The sequence below is a fragment of the Pseudarthrobacter sp. TE3704 genome, assembly GCF_056279405.1.
On sequence record NZ_JBWCCJ010000002.1, the window covers coordinates 646,341 to 669,609 of the forward strand.

The 23,269-nt window shown below is 64.9% G+C and carries 15 protein-coding genes and 2 tRNA genes; 8 read left to right on the forward strand and 9 right to left on the reverse strand.

Annotation, left to right across the window (positions count from 1 at the left end; all coding sequences use genetic code 11):
• Window positions 1–13 precede the first annotated feature (13 nt).
• The 7 genes from ACZ9BC_RS07015 to ilvD form a co-directional block, all read right to left on the reverse strand.
• On the reverse strand, window positions 14–769 hold the full coding sequence (locus tag ACZ9BC_RS07015) for an ABC transporter ATP-binding protein (protein ID WP_079597736.1): 756 nt from the start codon (window positions 767–769) through the stop codon (window positions 14–16).
• Complete coding sequence (locus ACZ9BC_RS07020; RefSeq protein ID WP_476245293.1) at window positions 766–3,561, reverse strand: ABC transporter permease; 2,796 nt, start codon at window positions 3,559–3,561, stop codon at window positions 766–768. The genes ACZ9BC_RS07015 and ACZ9BC_RS07020 overlap by 4 nt, the downstream gene beginning before the upstream one ends.
• Before the next feature lie 214 nt (window positions 3,562–3,775).
• Window positions 3,776–5,365 (reverse strand): phosphoglycerate dehydrogenase, encoded by a 1,590-nt coding sequence (gene serA, locus ACZ9BC_RS07025; protein WP_476245294.1) that lies wholly within the window; start codon window positions 5,363–5,365, stop codon window positions 3,776–3,778.
• A gap of 129 nt (window positions 5,366–5,494) precedes the next feature.
• Entirely contained in the window at window positions 5,495–6,520 is a 1,026-nt protein-coding gene (gene ilvC, locus ACZ9BC_RS07030) for a ketol-acid reductoisomerase (protein WP_476245295.1), read from the reverse strand.
• An 83-nt stretch (window positions 6,521–6,603) separates the two neighbouring features.
• Window positions 6,604–7,116, reverse strand: coding sequence for an acetolactate synthase small subunit (ilvN, locus tag ACZ9BC_RS07035; protein WP_079597732.1), 513 nt, complete (start codon window positions 7,114–7,116; stop codon window positions 6,604–6,606).
• Between the two features lie 2 nt (window positions 7,117–7,118).
• Window positions 7,119–9,026, reverse strand: coding sequence for an acetolactate synthase large subunit (locus ACZ9BC_RS07040; protein WP_476245296.1), 1,908 nt, complete (start codon window positions 9,024–9,026; stop codon window positions 7,119–7,121).
• Between the two features lie 384 nt (window positions 9,027–9,410).
• Complete coding sequence (gene ilvD / locus ACZ9BC_RS07045; protein WP_476245297.1) at window positions 9,411–11,129, reverse strand: dihydroxy-acid dehydratase; 1,719 nt, start codon at window positions 11,127–11,129, stop codon at window positions 9,411–9,413.
• A 322-nt stretch (window positions 11,130–11,451) separates the two neighbouring features.
• On the opposite strand from ilvD, the gene ACZ9BC_RS07050 reads away from it, so the two are divergent.
• Both ACZ9BC_RS07050 and ACZ9BC_RS07055 read left to right on the forward strand, forming a co-directional pair.
• Window positions 11,452–12,513, forward strand: coding sequence for a sunset domain-containing protein (locus ACZ9BC_RS07050; protein ID WP_476245298.1), 1,062 nt, complete (start codon window positions 11,452–11,454; stop codon window positions 12,511–12,513).
• Window positions 12,514–12,827: 314 nt separating this feature from the next.
• A tRNA-Lys gene (locus tag ACZ9BC_RS07055) sits at window positions 12,828–12,903 on the forward strand.
• A gap of 121 nt (window positions 12,904–13,024) precedes the next feature.
• Here ACZ9BC_RS07055 and ACZ9BC_RS07060 read toward each other — a convergent pair.
• Window positions 13,025–14,155, reverse strand: a complete 1,131-nt coding sequence (locus ACZ9BC_RS07060; RefSeq protein WP_476245299.1) for an IS1249 family transposase — start codon at window positions 14,153–14,155, stop codon at window positions 13,025–13,027.
• Window positions 14,156–14,342: 187 nt separating this feature from the next.
• Window positions 14,343–14,798: a MarR family winged helix-turn-helix transcriptional regulator gene (locus tag ACZ9BC_RS07065; RefSeq protein ID WP_079597727.1), complete on the reverse strand. Its 456-nt coding sequence runs from the start codon at window positions 14,796–14,798 to the stop codon at window positions 14,343–14,345.
• Window positions 14,799–14,894: 96 nt separating this feature from the next.
• Here ACZ9BC_RS07065 and bcp point away from each other — a divergent pair, with 96 nt between their 5' ends.
• From bcp to ACZ9BC_RS07095, 6 genes are all read left to right on the forward strand, one after another.
• Window positions 14,895–15,368, forward strand: a complete 474-nt coding sequence (bcp, locus tag ACZ9BC_RS07070) for a thioredoxin-dependent thiol peroxidase (RefSeq protein WP_115525584.1) — start codon at window positions 14,895–14,897, stop codon at window positions 15,366–15,368.
• A 97-nt stretch (window positions 15,369–15,465) separates the two neighbouring features.
• Window positions 15,466–15,547 (forward strand) — tRNA-Leu (locus ACZ9BC_RS07075).
• Between the two features lie 267 nt (window positions 15,548–15,814).
• A complete protein-coding gene (locus ACZ9BC_RS07080) occupies window positions 15,815–16,489 on the forward strand; it encodes a fasciclin domain-containing protein (protein WP_476245300.1) in 675 nt (224 codons plus the stop codon).
• 162 nt (window positions 16,490–16,651) lie between these two features.
• On the forward strand, window positions 16,652–18,322 hold the full coding sequence (locus tag ACZ9BC_RS07085; protein WP_476245301.1) for an ABC transporter substrate-binding protein: 1,671 nt from the start codon (window positions 16,652–16,654) through the stop codon (window positions 18,320–18,322).
• A 79-nt stretch (window positions 18,323–18,401) separates the two neighbouring features.
• A complete protein-coding gene (locus tag ACZ9BC_RS07090; protein ID WP_476245302.1) occupies window positions 18,402–19,904 on the forward strand; it encodes a malate:quinone oxidoreductase in 1,503 nt (500 codons plus the stop codon).
• A 68-nt stretch (window positions 19,905–19,972) separates the two neighbouring features.
• On the forward strand, window positions 19,973–23,203 hold the full coding sequence (locus ACZ9BC_RS07095) for an efflux RND transporter permease subunit (RefSeq protein WP_476245303.1): 3,231 nt from the start codon (window positions 19,973–19,975) through the stop codon (window positions 23,201–23,203).
• The last annotated feature ends 66 nt before the right edge of the window (window positions 23,204–23,269 follow it).

Sequence of the window (23,269 nt, forward strand, 5' to 3'; positions counted from 1 at the left end):
GCGGAGGGGCGGGCTAGATCAGTTCAGTCAGGGAATCGCTGAGCCGGACCAGTTCGTGGTCGTGCGACGCCACCAGGACGGCGATTCCATCGGACGTGGTGTCTTTCAGGATACTGATAATGCGGTTGGCGGATGCGCGGTCAAGGCTGGCGGTCGGCTCGTCCACTACCAAAACCCTGGTGCCCAGGATCAGGGCCCGGGCGATGGCCACGCGCTGGCGTTCGCCGCCGGACAGCTGGGCGGGGCGGTGCCGCATCCGGCGGCCCAGGCCCACGAGGTCCAGCAGGTCCTTGGCCATGTCCCGCCGCTGGTCCACTTCACCGTCGGGAACGGCCGGCAGGAGCACGTTTTCGAGGGCGCTCATACCGTCGATCAGGGCCCCGCCCTGGTCCACGTATCCGATCAGCGCACGACGGCGGTCCGCGATTTCGTCATCGCCCATGCTTTCCAGGGAATCGCCTTCCCAGAAGACGCGTCCCGACGTCGGCAGCGTGAGTCCCGCGCCGACGGTCAGGATGCTGGTCTTGCCGGAGCCGCTTCGGCCTGCGACGCAGTGCATCTCGCCGGCGTGCAGGGTGAGGTCGAAGCCTTCCACAACGCTGACGGCTTCAGCACCGCCCTTGCCGCCGCCGTAGCGGATGGTGATGTCGCTCAGCTCCAGCGGGGTGGCGTGGTCAGCCTCCTTGACGATGGTGTTGGCGCGGGTCTGCAGGGGAACCTCGCCGGAGCCGCCCCGGCGGCTCCGCTGGACATTGGTCGGGTTTGTCATTGGACCACTTTCGTTGCAATCGGTATCCAGCAAAGTACAGCCACGAGGCCGGCAACGCCTGCCCACAATGCGGCATAGGGTGCCAGCAGGAGGCCGATGCCCAGGGCGCCCAGCACGCCCAGCGGCAGGGCCACGGTTCCTACCAGCGCGTTCTCGAAGAGCCGGACCTGGCGGAGCATGTCCGGGTTCCATCCCATCGCCTCAAGGATGCCCAGGTACTGGCGCTTGGCGTTGAGCTCAAACCGGCCGGTGACCAGTGTCAGCACCAATCCCACCACAACCCCGGCGAGTGCCAGGAGGATGCTCGGCAGCGCGACGCTGGCGGCGGCCAGCCCGCTCAGGGCGCTGGCGCCGGCCGCGCGGGGGATGTCGATCAGCAGGGCGATCAGCCCGCCCACAGCGGCACCGAACACGCCGACGGCGACGGCCAGGGACAGCGTATTGAACTTGTTGGTGCCCAGCTGCCGGTTGGCGAAAGTCAGCGGCGAGTCCACAGGAATTAGCCGCTCGTCGTGCTGCGGCTCCTGGTCGATGACGTCGCGGTGGCGGAGCTGCTGGGCTGCGAAGAGGGCAGCGCCTGCGTAGAGCACCAGGACGGCAACGCACACCAGGGCGGTGGCCAGGCTCCAGCTGAGCAGGCTGAGCACGATGCCGGCCACTGCCAGCAGCACGGCTCCCACGCCGAATTCCTCCAGCACCCAGCTGCGGATCCGCCGCTGCGTCCAGCCCATGGCCCGGAGGGTGCCGGCTTCGCTTCGCCGCTTGCGGATGTAGCTCACTGTTGACGCGCCGGTCAGCAGGGCGGCACCGCACAGGGTCAGGAAGAGCAGGGTGATGTTGGTTCCCGACAGCGATCCGGTGACCGCCTCCGCTGCATTCTGCCGGACCCAGGACTGCTGGACGGTGCCCAGGGCAGATTCCTTGCCGGCGTCGTCCTTGGAATATCCGGGGACGAAGATGCTGGCGTCCTCACGTGCGGAGCCGGCCACGATGGTGGCTTCGAGGCCCATCGCGCGGATGTCGTTGGCGAGCTTTTCCACCTCGGGCTGGGCTTCCTTCCAGCTGCCCGGCGCCTTGGCACGGACACGGATGGCGTCGATGACGTCCGCGTTGTCCGTGTAGCCGCGGGCGGCAGCCAGACCGTAGTAGTCGGTGATCGCACCGGCAGACTGGCTGGCGAGGCCGGTGGCGCTCAGGGAGGGTTCCAGCTCGGTGGCGGGCACGTCCTTGCCCTCGGCATCCTTGACCAGGGTGAACGGAGTGGGGTCGTAGCCGCCAAGGGGCAGCTTGTTGACGTCGCCGGCGGCCTCTGCCACAGCGGCGGGATCAAAGGTTCCGTAGACCATGGCCAGCGGAGCTGCCACCTGCTCCCCTGTGGCCAGGTTTTCCCGGTAGGAACGCTCATCCACGGGTTCGCGCTGGGTCTGGTCCACGGGTGTTCCGTTGGCGCTCTTTTCAGGCAACCGGTTGATGGTTACCCATTCGCCGGGAACGGCGGTCTTGTCCACGGCGCCGTTGGCTGCGGCCTCGCCGTCGGTGTATTTGGGGGCGGCGGCAAAGTCGGTGCTCCAGGTGGCAGGGGTGTAAAGGCCCTGGTTGAAGTTGCCGGTGCTGCCCAGGAGTGAGGAGTGGTCCGTGGAGCCGGGCCAGGACAGGACGAAGGGGTCCTTGGAGACGAACGGCAGGTAATCCTTGTCCAGGGAACGGGAGACGGTTCCGACGTCCTTGACCACCTTGCCGGCGTCGTCGATCTCTTCGATCTTGACGTTGTACGTCAGGTCCAGGGAGGTGCCCGAGCGGACAATCAGCGGAATGGCCTGGGAGTCGGCGGTCAGCTGGCCGGTCCTCTTTGCCTGCTGGTACTGGGTCATCAGGGGTGCCCAGTACTTGAGCTTGACGCCCAGGAAATCCGGTCCTTCTTCGAGCTGGTCGAGGCCTATGCCGTTGGTGAAGAGGCCTTCGAAGTAGCGTCCGATGGCTCCGGCATCGCGGGCGTCGGCAGGCGGGGCCTTCTCCAGCGGGGCCAGGAAGTCACCGGAGGAGCCCAGCAGGGCACGCTCCGCGGCGGGGTCGACGGCCACCACGGATTCCGTAACCTCGGGGGCCAGCGGCAGGGACACGGACAGGTTGAAGAGGTTGTGCTCGGAGCCGCCGGCCGGTGCGGGGAACTTGATGCCCGTTTCGCCTTCGGGCGCGGCAATCCGGATGCTGTTGCCGCCGGCGGCCTTTTCCTCGACCAGCTTTGCCTTGCCAAGGCTTCCCTCGGCAGTGGATTTGAAGAGTGTTTGTTCGGAGACGCCGTCGGAACTCACGGCGCTGGCGGTGAGGCGGTACTTCTTGGTTTCGTCGCTCAGCACGGACTCCGCCGCGGGCCACTTGTCCGGAGCCGTGGCGCCGGCCGCCTGGTCCGCCGTGGCGGTTCCGGCCAGCCCGGCGTTGTAGCCGAGGTAGTCCATGGCGTCCAGGCGCGGGGACTCAAGGTTTTGCGTGACGCGTGAGACCAGACTGATGGGGGCGGCAACCGATGTGCCGGACAGCTTCCGTATCGAGTCCAGTTGTTCAAAGCTGATGCCACCGGTGCCGTTGGCGATTTCGGGCTGCAGCAGCGCACCGGAGGGCGCTTTCGCCTGGACCAGGACGTCGTAGAGTCCCCGGGAATTTTCATCCACGGTCCTGTTGAGTGCAGCCTGTGACTGGCTTTGGACGAGGACCGACAAGCACATGGCTGCGATCAAGATGGCCGCGGTCAACAGCAGCACTTTGCTTCTGATGAACCTCTGGACGGCGTTCATTGAACTCCCTGAAACCTGGATTGCGTGCGCACACCGGTTCATGCCCGGCGCGGACATGGACGATTAAGGACGGATGTGCAAAAGGTATTGGCCGGCCTGCCGGGCCGGTCCTGAAGCAGGACCCAGCCATTGTAAGCAGACCGGCCAATCATACGTGGCCCCGCCGGGACGCGCCGAGCGGAGGCCGTTGGGACGGCGTTTCGCGGACCGTGGGTTAGTCCTCCAGGTCCACTTCCCGGACCATGTCGGCACCGATGCCGGCCTTGATGGCGTCGAGGACCTGCTGGGGCACGGAGCTGTCGATGGTCAGCAGCGCGAGTACCTGGCCGCCCTGGTCGTGGCGTGCCACCTGCATGCCGGCAATGTTGATGTTGTTCATGCCCAGGATGTGACCGATGGTTCCAATGACGCCCGGGCGGTCCGTGTAACCCACCACCACCAGGTGCTCGCTGATGGGGATTTCAACTTCGAAGCCGTTGATGCCCACCAGTTTCTGGATCTGCTTGGGGCCGGTCAGGGTGCCGGCCACGGAGATCTGGCTGCCGTCGCTGAGGGCACCGCGCAGGGTCAGGACGTTGCGGTAGGACTCGGTTTCGGGGGTGGTGATTAGGCGGACGTTGATGCCGCGCTGTTCGGCGATGACCGGGGCGTTGACGTAGGAGACCTGTTCGGTCACAACGTCGGCGAAGATGCCCTTCAACGCTGCCAGTTCCAGGACCTTGACGTCGAGCGACGAGATTTCGCCGGCCACCTCCACGTCGAACTGGGTCAGGGAATCGTGGGTCAGCGCGGTGAAGATGCGGCCCAGCTTTTCGATCAGCGGGATGCCCGGGCGCACGTCGGGGGCGATAACGCCACCGGCCACGTTGACGGCGTCGGGAACCAGTTCGCCGGCGAGGGCGAGGCGGACGGACTTGGCAACAGAGACGCCGGCCTTTTCCTGGGCTTCGTCGGTGGAAGCGCCGAGGTGGGGGGTCACCACCACGTTGTCCAGCTTGAAGAACGGCAGGTCGGTGCTGGGCTCCTTGGCGAAGACGTCCACGCCGGCGCCGGCGATTTCGCCGTCCTGCAGGGCAGTGAAGAGGGCTTCCTCGTCCACGAGTCCGCCGCGGGCAACGTTAACCACGTAGGCAGTATTCTTCATCTTCTTGAACGCCGCGGCGCCAAGCATGCCCACCGTTTCCGGGGTCTTGGGCATGTGGATGGTGATGAAGTCGGACTGGGCCAGGAGCTCGTCCAGGGTGACCAGCTGCACGCCGAGCTGCGCTGCGCGGGCGGAGGTGATGTAGGGATCGTACGCAAGGATCTTGGTGTCGAAGCCTTTGAGCCGTGCTGCCACCAGGGCGCCGATCCGGCCAAGGCCGATGATGCCGATCTTCTTCTCGAACAGTTCGATGCCGGTGTACTTGGAGCGCTTCCACTCGCCGTCCTTAAGGGCGGCGCTGGCCTGCGGAATGTGGCGGGCGAGGCTGAGGATGTGGCCCACGGTGAGTTCGGCGGCGGAGACGATGTTGGACGTGGGGGCGTTAACCACCATGACGCCGGCCTGGGTGGCGGCCTTGATGTCCACGTTGTCCAGTCCGACGCCGGCGCGGGCGATGACCTTCAGGTTCTTGGCGGCCGCGATGGCCTCGGCATCGACCTGGGTCGCGGAGCGGACCAGGATGGCGTCAACGTCACTGATCGCCGAGAGCAGCTGGGAACGGTCGGCGCCGTCGGTCTGGCGGATTTCAAAGTCCGGGCCAAGGGCCTCGACGGTGGCGGGGGAAAGTTCTTCGGCGAGCAGTACTACGGGTTTTGACACGGCTGATCCTCTGCGTTGCAGTCCTGGGGATGGAACAAGTCTAGGCCGACGGAAAGGCCGGGCTCACATTGTTAAGTGTGAACCCGGCCTCACGTTGCCCGTTATGGGGGGGGAAAGGAACCGGCAGCCTTAGCGGGCTGCGGAGCCTTCAACGTAGTCCACGTCCTGCTGCTGCCAGGAGAACAGGGAGCGCAGCTCGCGGCCAACACCCTCGATGGGGTGCTGCTCAGCCTTGGCACGCAGTTCCTTGAACTCGACGCCGCCGTTGTCCTGGTCCTCGATGAACCGCTTGGCGAAGGCACCGGACTGGATGTCGGCCAGGACGGCCTTCATGTTTTCCTTCACCTCGGGGGTGATGACGCGGGGGCCGGAGACGTAGTCTCCGTACTCTGCGGTGTCGGAAACGCTCCAGCGCTGCTTAGCGATGCCGCCTTCCCACATGAGGTCGACGATGAGCTTGAGCTCGTGCAGTACCTCGAAGTAGGCGATCTGCGGCTGGTAGCCGGCTTCGGTCAGGGTCTCGAAGCCGTACTGGACCAGCTGGGATACGCCGCCGCAGAGGACAGTCTGCTCGCCGAAGAGGTCGGTTTCGGTCTCTTCGGTGAAGGTGGTCTTGATGACGCCGGCGCGGGTGCCGCCGATCGCCTTGGCGTAGGACTTGGCGAGGTCCCAGGCGGCGCCGGAAGCATCCTGCTCGACGGCGATGATGTCGGGGATGCCGCGGCCGGCCTCGAATTCGCGGCGCACGGTGTGGCCCGGAGCCTTCGGGGCCACCAGGATGACGTCAACGCCTTCCGGTGCCTGGATGTAGCCAAAGCGGATGTTGAAGCCGTGGGCGAAAGCCAGTGCCTTGCCGGGGGTCAGCTTGTCCTTGATGGAGTCGTTGAAGATCGAGCGCTGGTGCTGGTCCGGTGCCAGGATCATGATGACGTCGGCCCATTCGGCGGCGTCGGCAACGTTCTTGACCGTGAAGCCTGCGTCCTCGGCCTTGGCGGTCGACGTCGAACCCTCCTTGAGGGCGATGACAACCTCGACGCCGGAATCGCGCAGGTTGAGGGCGTGGGCGTGGCCCTGTGAGCCGTAGCCAACGATGGCAACCTTGCGGCCCTGGATGATCGACAGGTCGGCGTCGTCGTCGTAGAACATTTCAGTCACTTGCGTAACTCCTCTTGAGTGGTGTGTAGATAGGTGTTGTGTGGTGGTGCGGTTACGGGCGGTGGTTCCGCCAGGGCATTCGCCTAGGCGGAGCGCAGCGCCCGGTCACTCATGGAGCGGGATCCCCGTCCAACGGCCAGGGTGCCGGACTGCACGATTTCGCGGATGCCGAAGGGCTCCAGCACTGAGAGCAGTGCCGTGAGCTTCTCGGGATGGCCGGTTGCTTCAATGACGACGGAATCGGTGGAGACGTCGACCACTGAGGCGCGGAACAGGTCTGCAGCCTGGGTCACCTGCAGGCGTGTTGCGGCATCCGCACGTACTTTAACCAGGATGTGGTCGCGTTGTACGGAAGATTCGGGGGTGAGCTCAACGATCTTGATGACGTTGATCAGTTTGTTGAGCTGCTTGGTGACCTGTTCGATCAGGTCGCCGTCGGCGTCGACCACCACGGTCATCCGGGAGATGCCGGGGACTTCGGTGGGGCCGACGGCCAGGGAGTTGATGTTGAAGGCGCGGCGGGCGAAGAGGCTCGCAACGCGGGTCAGGACGCCGGGCTTGTCTTCAACCAGGACGGAGAGTGTGTGGCGGCTCATGGTCAGTCCTCTTCTTCCCATTCCGGGGTCATGTTGCGGGCAACCTGGATCTGGTCGTTGCTCACGCCGGCGGGCACCATCGGCCACACCATGGAGTTGGGGCTCACCACGAAGTCGATGACCACGGGGCGGTCGTTGATCTCCAGGGCCTTCTGGATGGTGGCGTCGATGTCCTCGTCGCGTTCGCAGCGGAACGAGGCGCAGCCGTAGGCCTCCCCCAGCTTGACGAAGTCCGGGATGCGGACGGTGTCATGGCCGGTGTTGAGGTCGGTGTTGGAGTAGCGGCCCTCGTAGAACAGGGTCTGCCACTGGCGCACCATGCCCAGCGAGGAGTTGTTGATGACGGCAACCTTGATGGGAATGTTGTTGATGGCGCAGGTGGCCAATTCCTGGTTGGTCATCTGGAAGCAGCCGTCGCCGTCGATGGCCCACACCACGCGGTCCGGTTCGCCCACCTTGGCGCCCATGGCCGCCGGAACGGCGTAGCCCATGGTCCCGGCGCCGCCGGAGTTCAGCCAGGCGTGCGGGCGCTCGTACTTGATGAACTGCGCTGCCCACATCTGGTGCTGGCCCACGCCTGCCACGTACACGCCTTCGGGGCCGGTGAGGGCGCCGATGCGTTCGATGACCCGCTGCGGGGCGCTGAGCCCGTCGTCGGGTTCGGTCCAGCCCAGCGGATAGGTTTCCTTGAGGTTGTTAAGGAAGGCCCACCAGGTGGTGAGGTCCGGCGTACCGGATGCGTCGAACTGCGTACGGACCGCCTCGGTCAGTTCCGGGATGATTTCCTTCACCGATCCCACGATGGGAACGTCGGCGGTGCGGTTTTTGGAGATCTCGGCGGGGTCAATGTCGGCGTGGATGACCTTGGCCATCGGCGCAAACGTTTTGAGGACGCCCGTCACGCGGTCATCGAAGCGGGCGCCGAGGGTGATCAGGAGGTCGGCCTGCTGCAGCGCGGTAACGGCGGATACGGTTCCGTGCATGCCGGGCATGCCGACGTGCTGCGGGTGCGAGTCCGGGAAGACGCCCTTCGCCATCAGGGTGGTCACCACGGGGGCGCCGGTGGCTTCGGCGAGGGCCAGCAGTTCGGCGCTGGCGTGTGCCTTGACCACGCCGCCGCCGACGTAAAGGACCGGTTTGGTGGACGCGGCGATGAGCTTCGCGGCCTCGCGGACCTGCTTGTTGTGGCCGCGGGTGACGGGCCGGTAGCCGGGCAGGTCCACCTTGGGCGGCCAGGAGAAGGTCATCTGCCCCACCTGGGCGTCCTTGGCGACGTCCACCAGGACGGGACCGGGACGGCCGGTGGACGCCAGGTGGAATGCTTCAGCCATGACATGCGGAATGTCGTTGGGATCGGTCACCAGGAAGGAATGCTTGGTGATGGGCATGGTGATGCCCACGATGTCGGCTTCCTGGAAAGCATCGGTGCCGATCACCCCGCTGGACACCTGGCCGGTGATGGCTACCAGCGGCACGGAGTCCATGTGGGCATCCATGATGGCGGTAACGAGGTTGGTGGCGCCCGGGCCCGAGGTGGCGATGCAGACGCCAACCCGTCCGGTGACCATGGCGTAGCCTTGCGCTGCGTGGCCGGCTCCCTGTTCGTGACGGACCAGCACGTGGTTCATGGTGGAGGCCATCAAGGGGTCGTAGGTGGGCAGGATCGCGCCACCAGGCAAACCGAAAATATCGTCGACGCCGAGTTCTTCGAGCGAGCGGACAATAGCTTGCGAGCCGGTCATCACCGTTGGGGGTACAACGTTGTTCGGCCCAAGGACAGGAGAGACGGCAGCAAGGTCGGCGACGACGGCGGCATGGTCAGCCGTCCGGTCGGCGCGTTCCGGAGCCTTGGTGGCTCCAGCGGACTTGGTAGCCATCAGCGAGGGGCTGATGGGCGATCCTTTGCTCATCGGACTCTTCCTTGTGGATCATCTGTGGTTCATGGAAACAGCGGGAAATAAAAAAACCCCTCAGCCTGGCGGCTCTTCGAGGGGTTTGCGCGTGACGGTTCGTTACCGGAGGAGGCTAATGTGCCACGCGCTTGGTAAGGACGACGACGGTGCCGGCGGTAACGAAGGTCATGCGTTCAGTTTTCCCTCTGGTGAGATACGTGTCAACGAGCCGCTACCCGATCTCACCATGTGGACATCATTGTCCACCTTTTGATCCTGCGTACAGGACCAACCCCTGCCCGCCCTACTGTAGCCAACCGCAAAAGGCGGCAGGGCTTAATAAGGCTAAGGCCGAGGGCCCCAAGGGATTCGGCGCCCCGCGCCGAATCCCTTGGGAAGGCCTTAGCCGCAATAGGCGCCGGTGCTGGCGCTGTGCACCAGCTTGGCGTACTTGGCAAGCACACCCTTGGTGTACCTGGCCGGCAGCGGCTCCCAGCCCACCTTGCGGGCTTCGAGCTCAGCCTCGTCCACCAGCAGGTCGAAGCTGCGCGCTGCGATGTCCACGCGGATGCGGTCGCCGTCCTTGACGAACGCGATGGGGCCGCCGTCCACCGCTTCGGGCGCGACGTGGCCGATGCAGAGTCCCGTGGTGCCGCCGGAGAACCGGCCGTCGGTGAGGAGCAGGACGTCCTTGCCGAGGCCCGCACCCTTGATGGCGCCGGTGATGGCAAGCATCTCGCGCATGCCCGGCCCGCCCTTGGGTCCTTCGTAGCGGATCACCACAACATCGCCGGCGTGGATGCGGCCGTTGTCCAGTGCGTCCAGGGCACCCTGTTCGCGCTCGAAGACGCGGGCGGTGCCTTCGAAGACGTCTGCGTCGAAGCCTGCGCTCTTCACCACTGCGCCCTCGGGGGCCATGGTGCCGTGCAGGATGGTGATGCCGCCGGTCTTGTGGATCGGGTTGTCCAATGCGCGCAGGATCTTGCCGTCCAGGTCCGGCGGGTTGATGGCTTCGAGGTTCTCCGCCACGGTCTTGCCCGTGACGGTGAGGCAGTCACCGTGCAGCAGGCCGGCGTCGAGCAGTGCTCGCATAATGACCGGCACGCCGCCGATCTTGTCCACGTCGGTCATCACGTAGCGGCCAAACGGCTTCAGGTCGCCCAGGTGCGGAATCTTGTCGCCGATGCGGTTGAAGTCATCGAGGGTCAGCTCCACCTCTGCTTCGCGGGCAATGGCCAGCAGGTGCAGGACGGCGTTGGTGGAGCCGCCGAAGGCCATGGTGACGGCAATGGCGTTCTCGAACGCCTTCTTGGTCATGATGTCCCGGGCGGTGATGCCCAGGCGGAGCAGGTTGACCACGGCCTCGCCGGACTTGCGGGCGAATTCATCACGACGGCGGTCTGCCGAGGGCGGGGCGGCGGAACCCGGCAGGGACATGCCGAGGGCCTCGCCGATGCAGGCCATGGTGTTGGCCGTGTACATGCCGCCGCAGGCGCCTTCACCCGGGCAAATGGCCTTTTCGATGCGGGTCAGGTCTTCCATGCTCATCTTGCCTGCGGCGCAGGCGCCGACGGCCTCGAAGGCGTCAATGAGGGTGACTTCCTTTTCGGAGCCGTCCTCAAGCTTGACCCAGCCGGGCATGATGGAGCCGGCGTAAAGGAACACGCTGGACAGGTCCAGGCGGGCGGCGGCCATGAGCATGCCGGGCAGGGACTTGTCACAGCCGGCCAGCAGCACCGAACCATCGATGCGCTCGGCCTGCATGACGGTCTCCACGGAGTCTGCAATGACTTCGCGCGAGACCAGTGAGAAGTGCATGCCCTCATGGCCCATGGAGATGCCGTCCGAGACGGAGATGGTGCCGAACTGCATGGGGAAACCGCCGCCGGCGTGGACGCCTTCCTTGGCGCCCTGCGCAAGCCGGTTCAGGGAAAGGTTGCAGGGGGTGATTTCGTTCCATGAGCTGGCGACACCCACCTGGGGCTTTGCGAAGTCGTCATCCCCCATGCCGACCGCCCGGAACATGCCACGTGCCGGCGCGGCGTGGATTCCGTCGGTAACGACCCGGCTCCGGGGTTTGATGTCAGGCTTGTTCTCGGTTGCGATTTGGGTGTCACTCATAGGGGAAAGTCTATGGCTCCGCGCGGGGCCGCAACGACCGTAAAGCTCCGGTTAAGCGCAAAATCAAGATTATTTCGATCAGATAGTGGACTTTCATCTCGAATAATGAGATGCCCATCGCCGGGCCGACCAGCTCCTGTGGCGCAGGTCACCGGGACGCCCGCTTTCCAGCCCACCTATCAGGCCGTGGTTCGCTGCCCGGGCGGGGAACCACAGCGGGACGCCCGGAGGGACATCCAGGCCGGTCAAAGTGCTGGACAGCGATGTGGACCCGACGTACCGTCGGGGCAAGGGACCTTGCCAACCGACCGAAGGGCTTGCCATGGAAGCTGTCTTCTTGATCATTCTGCTCGCTGTACTGGCAGGTGTTGTGTGGTGGAGGCTGAACGCCAAGAAATCCCCCGATGCCCGGAATAGTGCCGGCCAAGCAAACATCGCCCGCAGCGACCGGGGAACCCGCACTGATGGTGCACTTTCCGGCGGCAGCGCCGCGGCGTCGGCCGAGGCCGCCGGCACCACGGGAATTCCCACAGCCGCGGGCTTTGGCCGGCCGGCCGAGCCCGCCGCGCCCCTCACGGCGGACGAGCCCGCAGAAACCTCGGCCCCGGTGGATGCACCGCGTCCTGAACGTACAGGTTCAGGGTCCTCCGCAGCCTCCCCCGCCGGCACGGCGGAAGCCGGCGCAGCGACCGCGGATGCGGGTGCTGGTGCAGCGACTGCGGGACCCGGCGACGACCGCCGACGCCAGGACCAGGCCGAATGGGAAACCCAGTGGTCCGAAGCCAGCGGCGCTCCCTCCGCCCGGACCAATCCAACCCCGCCAGTGCAGTCGGTCGCAGAGAAGACGGAGGCGCAACAGGACGCTGTGGCGGAAGCAGCACCGATCCATCACCCCGAGTACACGGAACCGCACGCCCCCACGCTTCCCGGGGCCGAGTCCGCCGCCTTGGAAGAAGCGGACGACGACGGCGGGGCAGCCCCCGCCGTCGGACGTTCAGCAGACCGGCCAGAGGCTGCGGGCGTTTCCGGCGGCACCATCCCGGCCGGTGCCGCCGCAGCGGAAATGCAGGACCGCACCCAGTCCTCTGCCCTCGTGGAGACCGGGGCGGACCACCTGCCGGAACAAGAGGCGGCCCCGCGTGGTCACTCGCCGGAGGCTGCCGGCCACCTCGCGGCCGACGAACCGTACGGGGCAGGCTCTGCGGCCGCGCGTGCCGACGGCAGCGGGCCGGCAGATTACGGCGTCAAGGCCGATGCCGGCGCCATGGTCTATTACGAGGAGGGGCACCCGGACTATGAACAAGCCAGGGCTGATGTCTGGTTTGAATCAGCCGCCCACGCGGAGGCGGCAGGCTTCCGCGCCCCACGGCGCAGGCGCCTCTAGGAGCAGGTACGGCCTGACCTCAAGGACGAACCCGCCCTGCTTCCTCCCGGGCGGGGAGGAAGCAGTACGTCCTGTGGCCCATTTCACACGTGCGAAGGGGTGGATCCGAGCCGGGATCTTGACTCCTGAAGGAGGTTTCCGGCTTCCTGCGGGCGACCAGACCCTTGATTTTGCGCGGATTTTGCCGCTGCCGGAATGATCAGCCACCCGAATGGCCGGCCGATTTCACATGCACCAAAAGTTCGTGTAGAGTTTCATGTCGTTGCGGAGATCAACGGGGAAAGAAAAGCCCCGAATGATTGAAACAAAAAGATGCACCTCTAGCTCAATTGGCAGAGCAATTGACTCTTAATCAATGGGTTCCGGGTTCAAGTCCCGGGGGGTGCACCACTGGGAAAACAGCCTCCGGCTTTGCGGAAACGCAAGCCGGGGGCTGTTTTGTTTGTGTCCCCAACTGACGGCTCAACAAAAAAGGGGTTATAGGACAAAACGTGTGTAAATCCCGGGTGTGTCAGGTGCGTCCTGCCCATCCTTTGCGGTGCCAGAGGCCTTCGTCTGCGCTGAGTCCAGCGCTGTAAAGCTCGGGCTTGGGATCCTGGTCGACGGTGGTCAAGGCTTCGGTCTTGGCCGGGCGGTAGTGCTTGGCTTTGATGAGTTTGGCCGGTGGCAGGGGTTGTTCGCTGTGGAGGTAGAGGTACCACCCGATCGCGCGTTTGCGGTGCTCTTCGCTCATGCCCCGGTGCGCCCGGAGCAGCAATCGGAGCTGGGCGTTGGTGCCGCCTTCGATGCGGTTGGTCGTTGAGGCGATCTGCAGGCCGGCGAACTCAGCGCGCAGGTAGGTGAACAGTGTCCCGGCCTGACTGAGCCGTTCCAGGAGCCGGTAGGCCTTACGGAGCCGGTCGTGGGTGTACCACCATGCCTGATTCGCCCTGACCCAGCCCGGCACGACGGCGCTGCCGCTGCGATAAGTGCGGGCTTTGACCAAATGCCCATGACTCTGATGCCAGTCATTCAACCCGCCCAGCCACGCGGCGGCTTCGGCCGCAGTCGTGATCCGGGTCAGGGCCCGACCGAGGCGCAGCAACGCCTTGCCCGCCTCGGTCCTGGGCCGGCCGGTCAGGTAGGTCCGGACGTTCCGTTGGACGTGCACCAGGCACCGCTGAACCGCGGTCTCACTCCAGCATTCGGACAGGGCCGCCGCGATCCCGGAGCCGCCATCGGTGACCACGACGGTGGGGGCGGGAAACCTGGCCAGCAGGGCAGCCCACGCGGCCTTCTTCTCGGTATCGCACCACTGCCAGCCCAGCACGTAATCCCCGGCCACAGCGATCAAACAGCACCATGAGCCCACATAGATCCCGTCGACCTGAATCTGGTCATGGACCTCACCGGTGACCGGAATCTCGGGGGCGATGTTCCAGCACCAGGCGGTGCGGCGCCGGAAAGAACGGCCCGTGCCGAACGAGGTTGCCGCTGATTGGTTTGAGGTGCCCAGCAGCCATCCAAGGAAGGCGTCCAGTTCAGCCCGGCGGCTCACATCAGGACGTTCACCCGAGCGGCTCGCCCCGCAGTGAAGGCACCGGTACCGCTGCTTACCGGCAGCTGTTTTCCCGTTCCGAACCAGCCCGAAGCCACAAATCAAACACTCAAGAGATATGCAAGCACCCCAGCCACCCTAAGCTTCAAAAGCTTAGCTACCCCGGATATCCCGCGCGCTCACTGGGGAGCAAGCCTCTCCCATACACACGTTTTGTCCTATAACCCCAAAAAAGGCGTGACCACAGTTTGCATACTGCGGTCACGCCCGGCCGTCCGGCGGCGAAGTGTAGTCAGGGTGAATTTTCCACGAGCGCGGCGGCGTTGCCGGGCGTGGTGGCGAACTGGCTTGCGAGTTCCCTGACCACTGCCTGGAGCTCCTGGCGAAGGACTTCGGGATCAATGGACGCCGAAGCCAGGACGGAACGCTCCATCTCCACGGCGGCAGCGACCGCCTCCTTGCCCCGTTCGGTGAGGGACACCACGTGGCTCCTGCGGTCCGACGTGCTGCGCACACGGGCGATATGCCCGTGGGACTCCAGCCGGCTGAGGGTCTTGCCCATGGTCTGGGCCTGCACACGCACATATTGGGCAAGTTGGGCCTGGGTCATTGGGCCCTGTGCGTTCAGCACCTCGATGGCAATGACCCCGGCGTGGGTCAGGCCGATGGCACCAAGTTTTTCGTTCCAGGAGTGTTCGACGAGGCGCGCAGCAGTGGACAAGAGGCGCCCCGTGGGCCAGTGATCCATATCAGGCATAGCAGCAAGTATAGCCAAGTGCCGATTAGCACTGGTTCCTCCCCCTTACTAGGCTGTTGTGACCCGCCTGCAACAAGGAGAAAAACATTGGCCGACAGACTCGTTACCGGTGATGAAGCGCCCGGTTTCACATTGAAGGATTCAACCGGCAAGGACGTTTCCCTGTCCCCCGGTGAAGGCCGCCATACAATCGTCTACTTCTACCCGGCCGCTTCCACTCCCGGCTGCACCAAGGAAGCCTGCGACTTCCGTGACAGCCTCGCTTCACTGCAGTCCGCCGGGTACGACGTCCTGGGAATCTCACCGGACCCCGTGGAAAAGCTGGCCAAGTTTGCTGCCAGTGAGGAACTGAGCTTTCCCCTGCTCTCGGACCAGGACCATGCTGTAGCGGACGCCTATGGCGCCTGGGGTGAGAAGAAGAACTACGGCAAGACCTACCAGGGCCTGATCCGGTCAACCATCGTGGTGGATCCGGAGGGCAAGGTGGCGCTCGCCCAGTACAACGTCCGGGCTACCGGCCATGTCGCCAAGCTGCGGCGCGACTTGAAGCTGGACGCCTGACCGGCAGCGTTGCCTGCTCCGGTCCTGCCGGGGCAACGCTACAATAAAGACTGGCATCCGCCGTCGTACCTTTTGTGTGACGCCGGCAGGACGCTTGGCGCGAGTGGTGGAATTGGCAGACACGCAGGATTTAGGTTCCTGTGCCTTCGGGCGTGGGGGTTCAAGTCCCCCCTTGCGCACCCAAAGAAATACAAGAATCCCCCGGTTGACTACCGGGGGATTCTTTGTGTTTATGCCCTGCCAGGCACCCGGGAACTGTTCCCCGAAAAAGGCCGGATTCGTACTCCGCCGAAAAAACTCCTTGGATTCCACCCATCCGTATCTGCGCACCGGCCGAATACCCAGTGAGACACCAGCCAAGGGCAGGTGCCCGCCAGCCAGACAAGAACAATGCCGTGAACACCAGTCCGCGGCAGGCATAACGCCATAATCCAAGGAGAACTCACATGCAGACAATCAAGCGCACAACTTTCACCGTCGCAGGCGTTGCAGCTGCAGCTCTGCTGAGCCTGACCGCGTGTGGCGGATCCGCCGGCTCGTCAAGCTCCTCGGCACCGGCTGAGTCCCCCGCCGCTTCCAGCATGGCCCCGTCCCCGTCGGCCAGTTCCTCGGCCGCAGCCATGGACCCAGCCGCCAACCTGGTGGGCCCCGGTTGCGCCGGCTACGCCGAGCAGGTCCCCACGGGAGCCGGTTCCGTTGAGGGCATGGCCCTTGACCCGGTGGCCGTTGCCGCATCCAACAACCCGATCCTGACCACCCTCACCGCCGCTGTATCCGGCAAGCTGAACCCCAAGGTGGACCTGGTGGACACGCTCAACGGCGGCGAGTTCACCGTCTTCGCCCCGGTGGATGAGGCCTTCGCCAAGATCGATGCAGCCACCATCGAAACCCTGAAGACCGATGACGCCCTGCTGAGCAAGATCCTGACCTACCACGTTGTACCGGGCCAGATCACTCCTGACAAGATCGCCGGCACGCACGCAACCGTCCAGGGCGGTTCGGTGACGGTTACGGGCAGCGGCGACGCCCTCAAGGTTGACGATGCCAGCGTCATCTGCGGCGGCGTCCAGACCAAGAACGCCACGGTCTACCTGATCGACTCGGTGCTGATGCCCAAGTAACCCTTGGCAACCCACACCTTCTGAAGCCGTGCCCGCACAAGCGGGTACGGCTTCAGTGCTGACCGCCCGAACCGGCCTCCCGGGGAGCCTGGACCGGTCAACTAGACTGGGTCCCGCGGCCCGCAAGCGGCGGAGCCGGCAAGATCCAGAGGTGATAAACGAGTGCCCAGCAGTACATCGCGGCGCGCGGTCCTTAAGGCCGGCACCGTCCTCCTGGCGTTGGGGGCAACCTCGTGCACGGCAGTACCATCCCCCTCGCCGTCGTCGGAATCGCCCAGCGCCACAACCCCTGCCGAGCCCACCGCCACCTTTAACTTCGGCACCGCCGCACAGCCCCTGGGACTGGACCCTGCCCTCTCCAGCGACGTGGAATCCCAGCGCATCACCCGCCAGATCCTTGAAGGCCTGGTGGGCGTGGACCAGACCACCGGCAAACCGACACCCCTCCTTGCTACTGAATGGAGCGAGTCCAACGAGGGCCGCTCCTACACTTTTACCCTCCGCACCGGCGTCACCTTCCAGGACGGCACGCCGTTCAACGCCGACGCCGTCTGCGCCAACTTCAACCGCTGGTTCGGCTTCCCGGCAGACCTGCGCCGGCAGGCACCCGGCAGTTCCTTCAAGGGAGTGTTCAAAGCCCACTCGGACGAGCCCGACCTGTCCATTTTCAAGAGCTGCACCGCCCTCTCTGCAGACACTGTGCGGATCGACCTCACCCAGCGCTTCACGGCGTTCCTCCAGGCCCTGACGCTGCCGGCCTTCGCCATGGCATCGCCGGCGGCCCTGGCGTCCGGCACCGCAGACGTCCTTGACCAAAGCCGCGGCGGGCGGCCAGTCTCGGCCTTCGCCACCCGCCCTGTGGGCACAGGCCCATTCAGCTTCGCGTCATGGGACGAGCAGAGCGTCACCCTGGTCACCAACAACACCTACTGGGGCGACCGCGGCCAGATCGCCACCATCAACTTCCTTGCGTACAACCACCCCCAGACCAGGCTCCAGGCCCTGCTCGACGGCAAGATCGACGGTTATGACGCCGTCACGGTGGGGAACTTCGACCAACTGGTCAAACGCGGCAAGCAGATTGTCCAGCGCGATCCGTTCTCGGTGATGTACGTGGGCATCAACCAGGACATCCCGGTGCTGCAGAACCAGAAGGTCCGGCAGGCAATCGAAATGGCAATCGACAAGGACACCCTGATCCGCAGGTTCTTCATCGACAACACCGCCAGGGCAACGCAGTTCGTCCCCCCAAAGATCAGCGGCTTCAACAACGACGCCCCCGAGTTGGGCCACGACCCGGCCAAGGCCAGGGAGTACCTCAAGGAAGGCGGCTACGCCGGCGAGGAACTGAAGTTCTACTATCCGTTGAACGTCACGCGGCCGTACCTGCCCACTCCGGAGAAGGTCTATGCCGAGATCAGCCGGCAACTGACGGCAGCAGGGTTCAACATCCAGCCTGTCCCCGTGGACTGGTCGGACGGCTACCTCCAGAAGGTCCAGTCACCCGGTGACCACGCGCTGCACCTGCTTGGCTGGAACGGATCCTATTCCGACGCCGACAACTTCGTGGGCCCCCTCTTCGGCGAAAAGAACGGTGAGTTCGGCTACCAGGACCCGCAGGTCTTTTCCAAAATCAACCGGGCGCGCGGCCTGCCGGAAGGCGAGGAACGCGATGAGCAGTATCACACCATCAATGCCCAGATCGCAGCCACCGTGCCGGCGGTTCCCATCGCCTTTCCCATCTCGGCCCTGGCCCTGTCCGACCGCGTGGTGAGCTATCCCGCATCGCCGGTCTTAAATGAAGTTTTCACGAAGGTGCAACTAAAGCCTTGACGGACTGGTCCAATTTCAGTATGTCGGCTGCCCGGGGATATTCTGTGACAGCCAGAGCCGCTGCAATCGGAGACTGATCGTGACCTTCATTTCCAAGACCCCACATGCCGACGTCGTCCTGATTGGCGGCGGCATCATGAGCGCCACGCTGGGGGCATTTCTCAAGCAGCTGGAGCCGAACTGGACCATTTCCCTGTTCGAGCGGCTGGACCAGCCCGGACTGGAAAGCTCCGACCCCTGGAACAACGCCGGAACCGGCCACGCTGCCCTCTGCGAACTCAACTATTCCCCTGCAGCCAAAGACGGCTCAGTGAACCCCGCCAAAGCCCTGCTCATCAACGAGCAGTTCCAGCTCTCCCGGCAGTTCTGGTCCCACCTGGTGGACCGGAACCTGATCGGCTCGCCCAAGGGCTTCATTAACACGGTGCCGCACATGAGCTTCGTGCTCGGCGAGGACCACACCCGGTTCCTGAAGACGCGGTATGAGGCGCTGAAGCCCCACACCCTGTTCCGGAGCATGGAGTATTCCGAGGACCACGGCCAGATCGCCAAGTGGGCGCCGCTCATCGTCAAAGGACGCGACCCGAAGCAGCGCATTGCCGCCACGCGCGCCGTCGAAGGGACCGACGTCGACTTCGGGGCACTCACCCGGGAGCTGACCACCTACCTCGGGAACAACGGCGTCGAAATCAATTACGGCCATGACGTGACCGGAATTTCCCGGGCGTCCGGCGGCGGCTGGGACCTCTCCCTGAAGTACCCGAAGTCCGGCGAACACGGCAAGATCCACGCCAAGTTCGTCTTCGTCGGCGCCGGCGGCGGGGCCCTCCACCTGCTGCAGGCCTCCGGCATCCCGGAGAGCAAGGGCTATGGCGGCTTCCCCGTTTCCGGCCAGTTCTTCCGCTGCACCGACGAAACCATCGCCGCCCAGCACAGCGCCAAGGTCTACGGCCAGGCGTCGGTGGGTGCTCCCCCCATGTCCGTCCCGCACCTGGACACGCGGTACGTCAACGGCAAGCGGTCGCTGCTGTTCGGCCCCTACGCCGGGTTCTCCACCAACTTCCTGAAGAACGGCTCCTACCTGGACCTGCCGCTCTCCATCCGCCCCGGCAACATCATCCCCATGCTGGCCGTGGCCAAGGACAACATGGACCTCACCGCGTACCTGATCAAGGAAGTGGCCAAGCGCCACGGGGACAAGGTCGAGGCGCTGCGTGAGTACTACCCGGAGGCCAAGGACGGCGACTGGGAACTGATCACCGCCGGCCAGCGTGTACAGATCATCAAGAAAGACCCGCAAAAGGGCGGCATCCTGCAGTTCGGAACTGAAGTGATCGCCGGCCGTGACGGCTCCATCGGTGCGCTCCTTGGCGCCTCCCCCGGAGCATCAACCGCTGTTCCCATCATGATCGAACTGCTGCAGAAGACGTTCCCCAAGAACTTCAAGGGCTGGCAGTCGAAGCTGAAGGACATGATGCCCGGCTACGGGGTGAAGCTGGATGAAAATCCGGACCTCGCCGTCGAGCTGGAGCAGGCAACCGCCAAATCCCTCCAGCTGGAGGGCGTTTCCGCCAGCCGCTGACCCTGCCGGGGTCCGCGGCCGGCACCATCGGTCCGCACCAGTTAGTCAACCCCACAGGAGTTCATGCGATGTTCCGGCTGGCACACCTTTCACTGGCGAACCGGGCGCTGATCGCACTGATCACTGTTTTCGCTTCCGTTTTCGGCGTGATCACCATGTCGTCGCTGAAGCAGGAGCTCATTCCCTCCATTGAGTTCCCCCAGATCACGGTGCTGACTGCCATGCCCGGGGCTTCCCCGGAGGTGGTGGACAAACAGGTCAGCGGGCCACTGGAGACTGCATTGAACGGCGTGGAGGGGCTGGAATCCACCTCCTCCACGTCGCGCAACGGGGTTTCGCAGATCACGATGGTGTTTACCTACGGTTCCAACCTGGACCGGGCACGGAACCAGATTGACCGGGCCATCTCCAACGCCAAGCGGTCCCTCCCGGAAGACGTCCAGCCGCAGGCTATTGCCGGCAGCATCAGCGACTTCCCCATCGTGTTCCTCGCGGTGTCTTCGGACAAGACCCTCAGTGAACTGAATGCGGACCTCCAGCGGCTGAGCGTGCCCCGGCTGCAGAAGATCGACGGCGTCCGGGGCGCCGATGTCACAGGCGGCGCCTCCCAGCACATCGAGATTCTCCCCCGGAGCGACGCCATGGCGTCTGCCGGGGCGTCCATCACGTCCATCCGGGATGCGCTCGCAAACAACGGCGCGCTGCTGCCGGCCGGAACGCTGGAGGAACAGGGCAAGACGCTCTCACTGCAGATCGGCAGTCCTGTCGATTCGCTCGACGCCATCAAGGCCCTCCCGTTATCCGGAGCAAAGAATGCGGCCACCATCGGCTCGGTGGCGGACGTCTCCCTCCAGGACGACGAGCGGACGTCCATCACCCGCACCAACGGGACCGAAACCCTGGCCGTGTCCGTCACCAAGAAACCCGAGGGTGACACGGTGGGCATTTCGCACGCAGTGCGGGACACCCTGGACGAACTGGAGGCAGAGCTCGGCTCCAACGCGAAGTTCACTCCGGTCTTCGACCAGGCACCCTTCATCGAAAAATCCATCAAGGACCTCACCACCGAGGGACTGCTGGGGCTGGGCTTCGCCGTCGCCGTCATCCTGGTCTTCCTGATGTCCGCACGCTCCACCCTGGTTACCGCGGTATCCATTCCGCTGTCCCTGCTGATCACCTTCATCGGGCTCTCAGCCACCGGCTACTCTCTCAACATCCTCACTTTGGGTGCGCTCACCATCGCCATTGGCCGCGTGGTGGACGACTCGATCGTCGTCATCGAGAACATCAAGCGCCACCTTACCTACGGCGAGGACAAGGTCACCGCCATCCTCACGGCCATCCGCGAGGTGGCCGGCGCCATCACGGCATCCACCTTGACCACCGTTGCCGTATTCCTGCCCATTGCCTTCGTCGGCGAGCTGGCAGGTGAGCTGTTCCGGCCCTTCGCCCTGACCGTCACCATGGCGCTGCTCGCATCCCTGCTTGTCTCGCTGACCATTGTTCCGGTGCTCGCTTACTGGTTCCTCCGGACCCCCGGTGCTTCCGGAAGCTTCCAGCCGGATTCCCCCGCCGCCCGGTCATTTGCCGCCGAGGCGCGGGCGAAGGCCCAGGAAGCCGAACAGCGCAGCAGGCTGCAGCGGGGCTACCTGCCCATCCTCAGTAAGACGCAGAAGCACCCCGTCATCACCCTGGTGGCAGCAGTCCTGGTTCTCGGCGCCACCGCCGCCATGACCCCTCTGCTGGCCACCAACCTCCTGGGCAATTCGGGCCAGAACAGCCTGACGGTCCGCCAGGTGCTGCCGGCCGGAACCAGCCTGGCGGACACCAGTGCCGCGGCCATCCGCCTTGAGGAGGTCCTGCGCGGGATCGACGGCGTCAAGGACGTCCAGGTGACATCCGGCAACGCGCAGGCCGGCTTCGCCGCCCTCATCTCCACCGGCTCCTCCAACTCGACATTCACCGTGGTGACCGACGAGAAGGCAGACCAGGTGCAGCTGCAGGACACCGTCCGTTCGGAGCTGGTCAAGGTACCGGATTCGGGCAAGGTATCCGTGGGAACGCAGCAGGGCGGCTTCGGCACGTCCTCCACCGTGGATATCACCCTCAAAGCCGCCACCACGGCGGATCTGCAGTCAGCCAGCGACACCATGGTCGAAGCGATGAACGGTGTGCCCGGCACCAGTGAAGTGGCAACCAACCTTGCCGCCACCCAGCCGGTGGTGCAGGTCAAGGTGGACAGGGCCAAAGCCGTGGCGGCCGGCCTCAACGAGGAACAGGTTGCAGGCGTCCTGGCATCCACCATCAGCCCCATCCCGGCAGGGGAAGTACGGATCGACACCGATGACTTCCCCGTCCAAATCGGCAAGGGCACCAGATTCACCAGCATCGAAGCCGTCCGCAATATTCCGCTGCCGGCAGGGGGCGCCCCCGTCACCCTGGGCAGCATCGCCGCCGTGGAGCAGGTGGAGGTCCCTGCTTCCATCACCGCCAGCAACGGCCAGCGGACCGCACGCGTGTCCGTGACGCCGTCGGGGTCCAACCTGGGAGCGGTCAGCGCCGAAGTCCAGAAGCGGCTCACGGACGTGCAGCTGCCGCCGGGCGTCACGGCGGAAATCGGCGGAGCGACAACCCAACAGGCCGAGTCCTTCAGACAGCTTGGCCTGGCCCTGCTGGCGGCCATCGCCATTGTGTACGTCATTATGGTGGCCACCTTCAAGTCCCTTATCCAGCCGCTGATCCTGCTGGTCTCGGTTCCCTTCGCTGCCACCGGAGCCGTGGCGTTGCTCCTGGTGACCGGCGTCCCGCTCGGCCTGCCGTCCCTGATCGGCATGCTCATGCTGGTGGGCATCGTTGTCACCAATGCCATCGTGCTGATCGACCTGATTAACCAGTACCGGCAGCCGCGGGACGGACAGCCGGGCATGAACGTTGCCGACGCCATTACCCATGGGGCCCGGCAGCGCCTCCGGCCCATCCTGATGACCGCACTGGCAACCGTGTTTGCCCTGACCCCCATGGCCATGGGGCTCACCGGCGGCGGAGGCTTCATCTCGCAGCCGCTGGCGGTAGTGGTGATCGGCGGCCTGATCTCCTCCACCGCCCTGACCCTGGTCCTGGTCCCGGTCCTGTACAGGCTGGTGGAGGGCCGGCGCGAGAAAAAGGCCCTGCTGCGGGAGCTTCAGGAACGTCCCGAATTCGGGGCTGCAACCGATGTGGACGAGGAATTCCAGGACTGGACCACCGGTATGGTTCCGAAGGTCAGCGGACGCCGGGCGGCTCCCGGCAGCACGGAGTAAAACAGCGGAATATTTTCGTGCGGGATGTGTTGTATCCGTCGATAGATGCAAATGCATCTAAATTGG

What these genes read in the sequence shown, in the direction of transcription:
- ACZ9BC_RS07040 (WP_476245296.1), bottom strand. Translation starts at nt 9,026, where the DNA reads ATGAGCAAAGGATCGCCCATCAGCCCCTCGCTGATGGCTACCAAGTCC.
- ACZ9BC_RS07080 (WP_476245300.1), top strand. Translation starts at nt 15,815, where the DNA reads ATGCAGACAATCAAGCGCACAACTTTCACCGTCGCAGGCGTTGCAGCT.
- ACZ9BC_RS07050 (WP_476245298.1), top strand. Translation starts at nt 11,452, where the DNA reads ATGGAAGCTGTCTTCTTGATCATTCTGCTCGCTGTACTGGCAGGTGTT.
- ACZ9BC_RS07020 (WP_476245293.1), bottom strand. Translation starts at nt 3,561, where the DNA reads ATGAACGCCGTCCAGAGGTTCATCAGAAGCAAAGTGCTGCTGTTGACC.
- ilvN (WP_079597732.1), bottom strand. Translation starts at nt 7,116, where the DNA reads ATGAGCCGCCACACACTCTCCGTCCTGGTTGAAGACAAGCCCGGCGTC.
- ACZ9BC_RS07015 (WP_079597736.1), bottom strand. Translation starts at nt 769, where the DNA reads ATGACAAACCCGACCAATGTCCAGCGGAGCCGCCGGGGCGGCTCCGGC.
- ACZ9BC_RS07065 (WP_079597727.1), bottom strand. Translation starts at nt 14,798, where the DNA reads ATGGATCACTGGCCCACGGGGCGCCTCTTGTCCACTGCTGCGCGCCTC.
- ACZ9BC_RS07095 (WP_476245303.1), top strand. Translation starts at nt 19,973, where the DNA reads ATGTTCCGGCTGGCACACCTTTCACTGGCGAACCGGGCGCTGATCGCA.
- ilvD (WP_476245297.1), bottom strand. Translation starts at nt 11,129, where the DNA reads ATGAGTGACACCCAAATCGCAACCGAGAACAAGCCTGACATCAAACCC.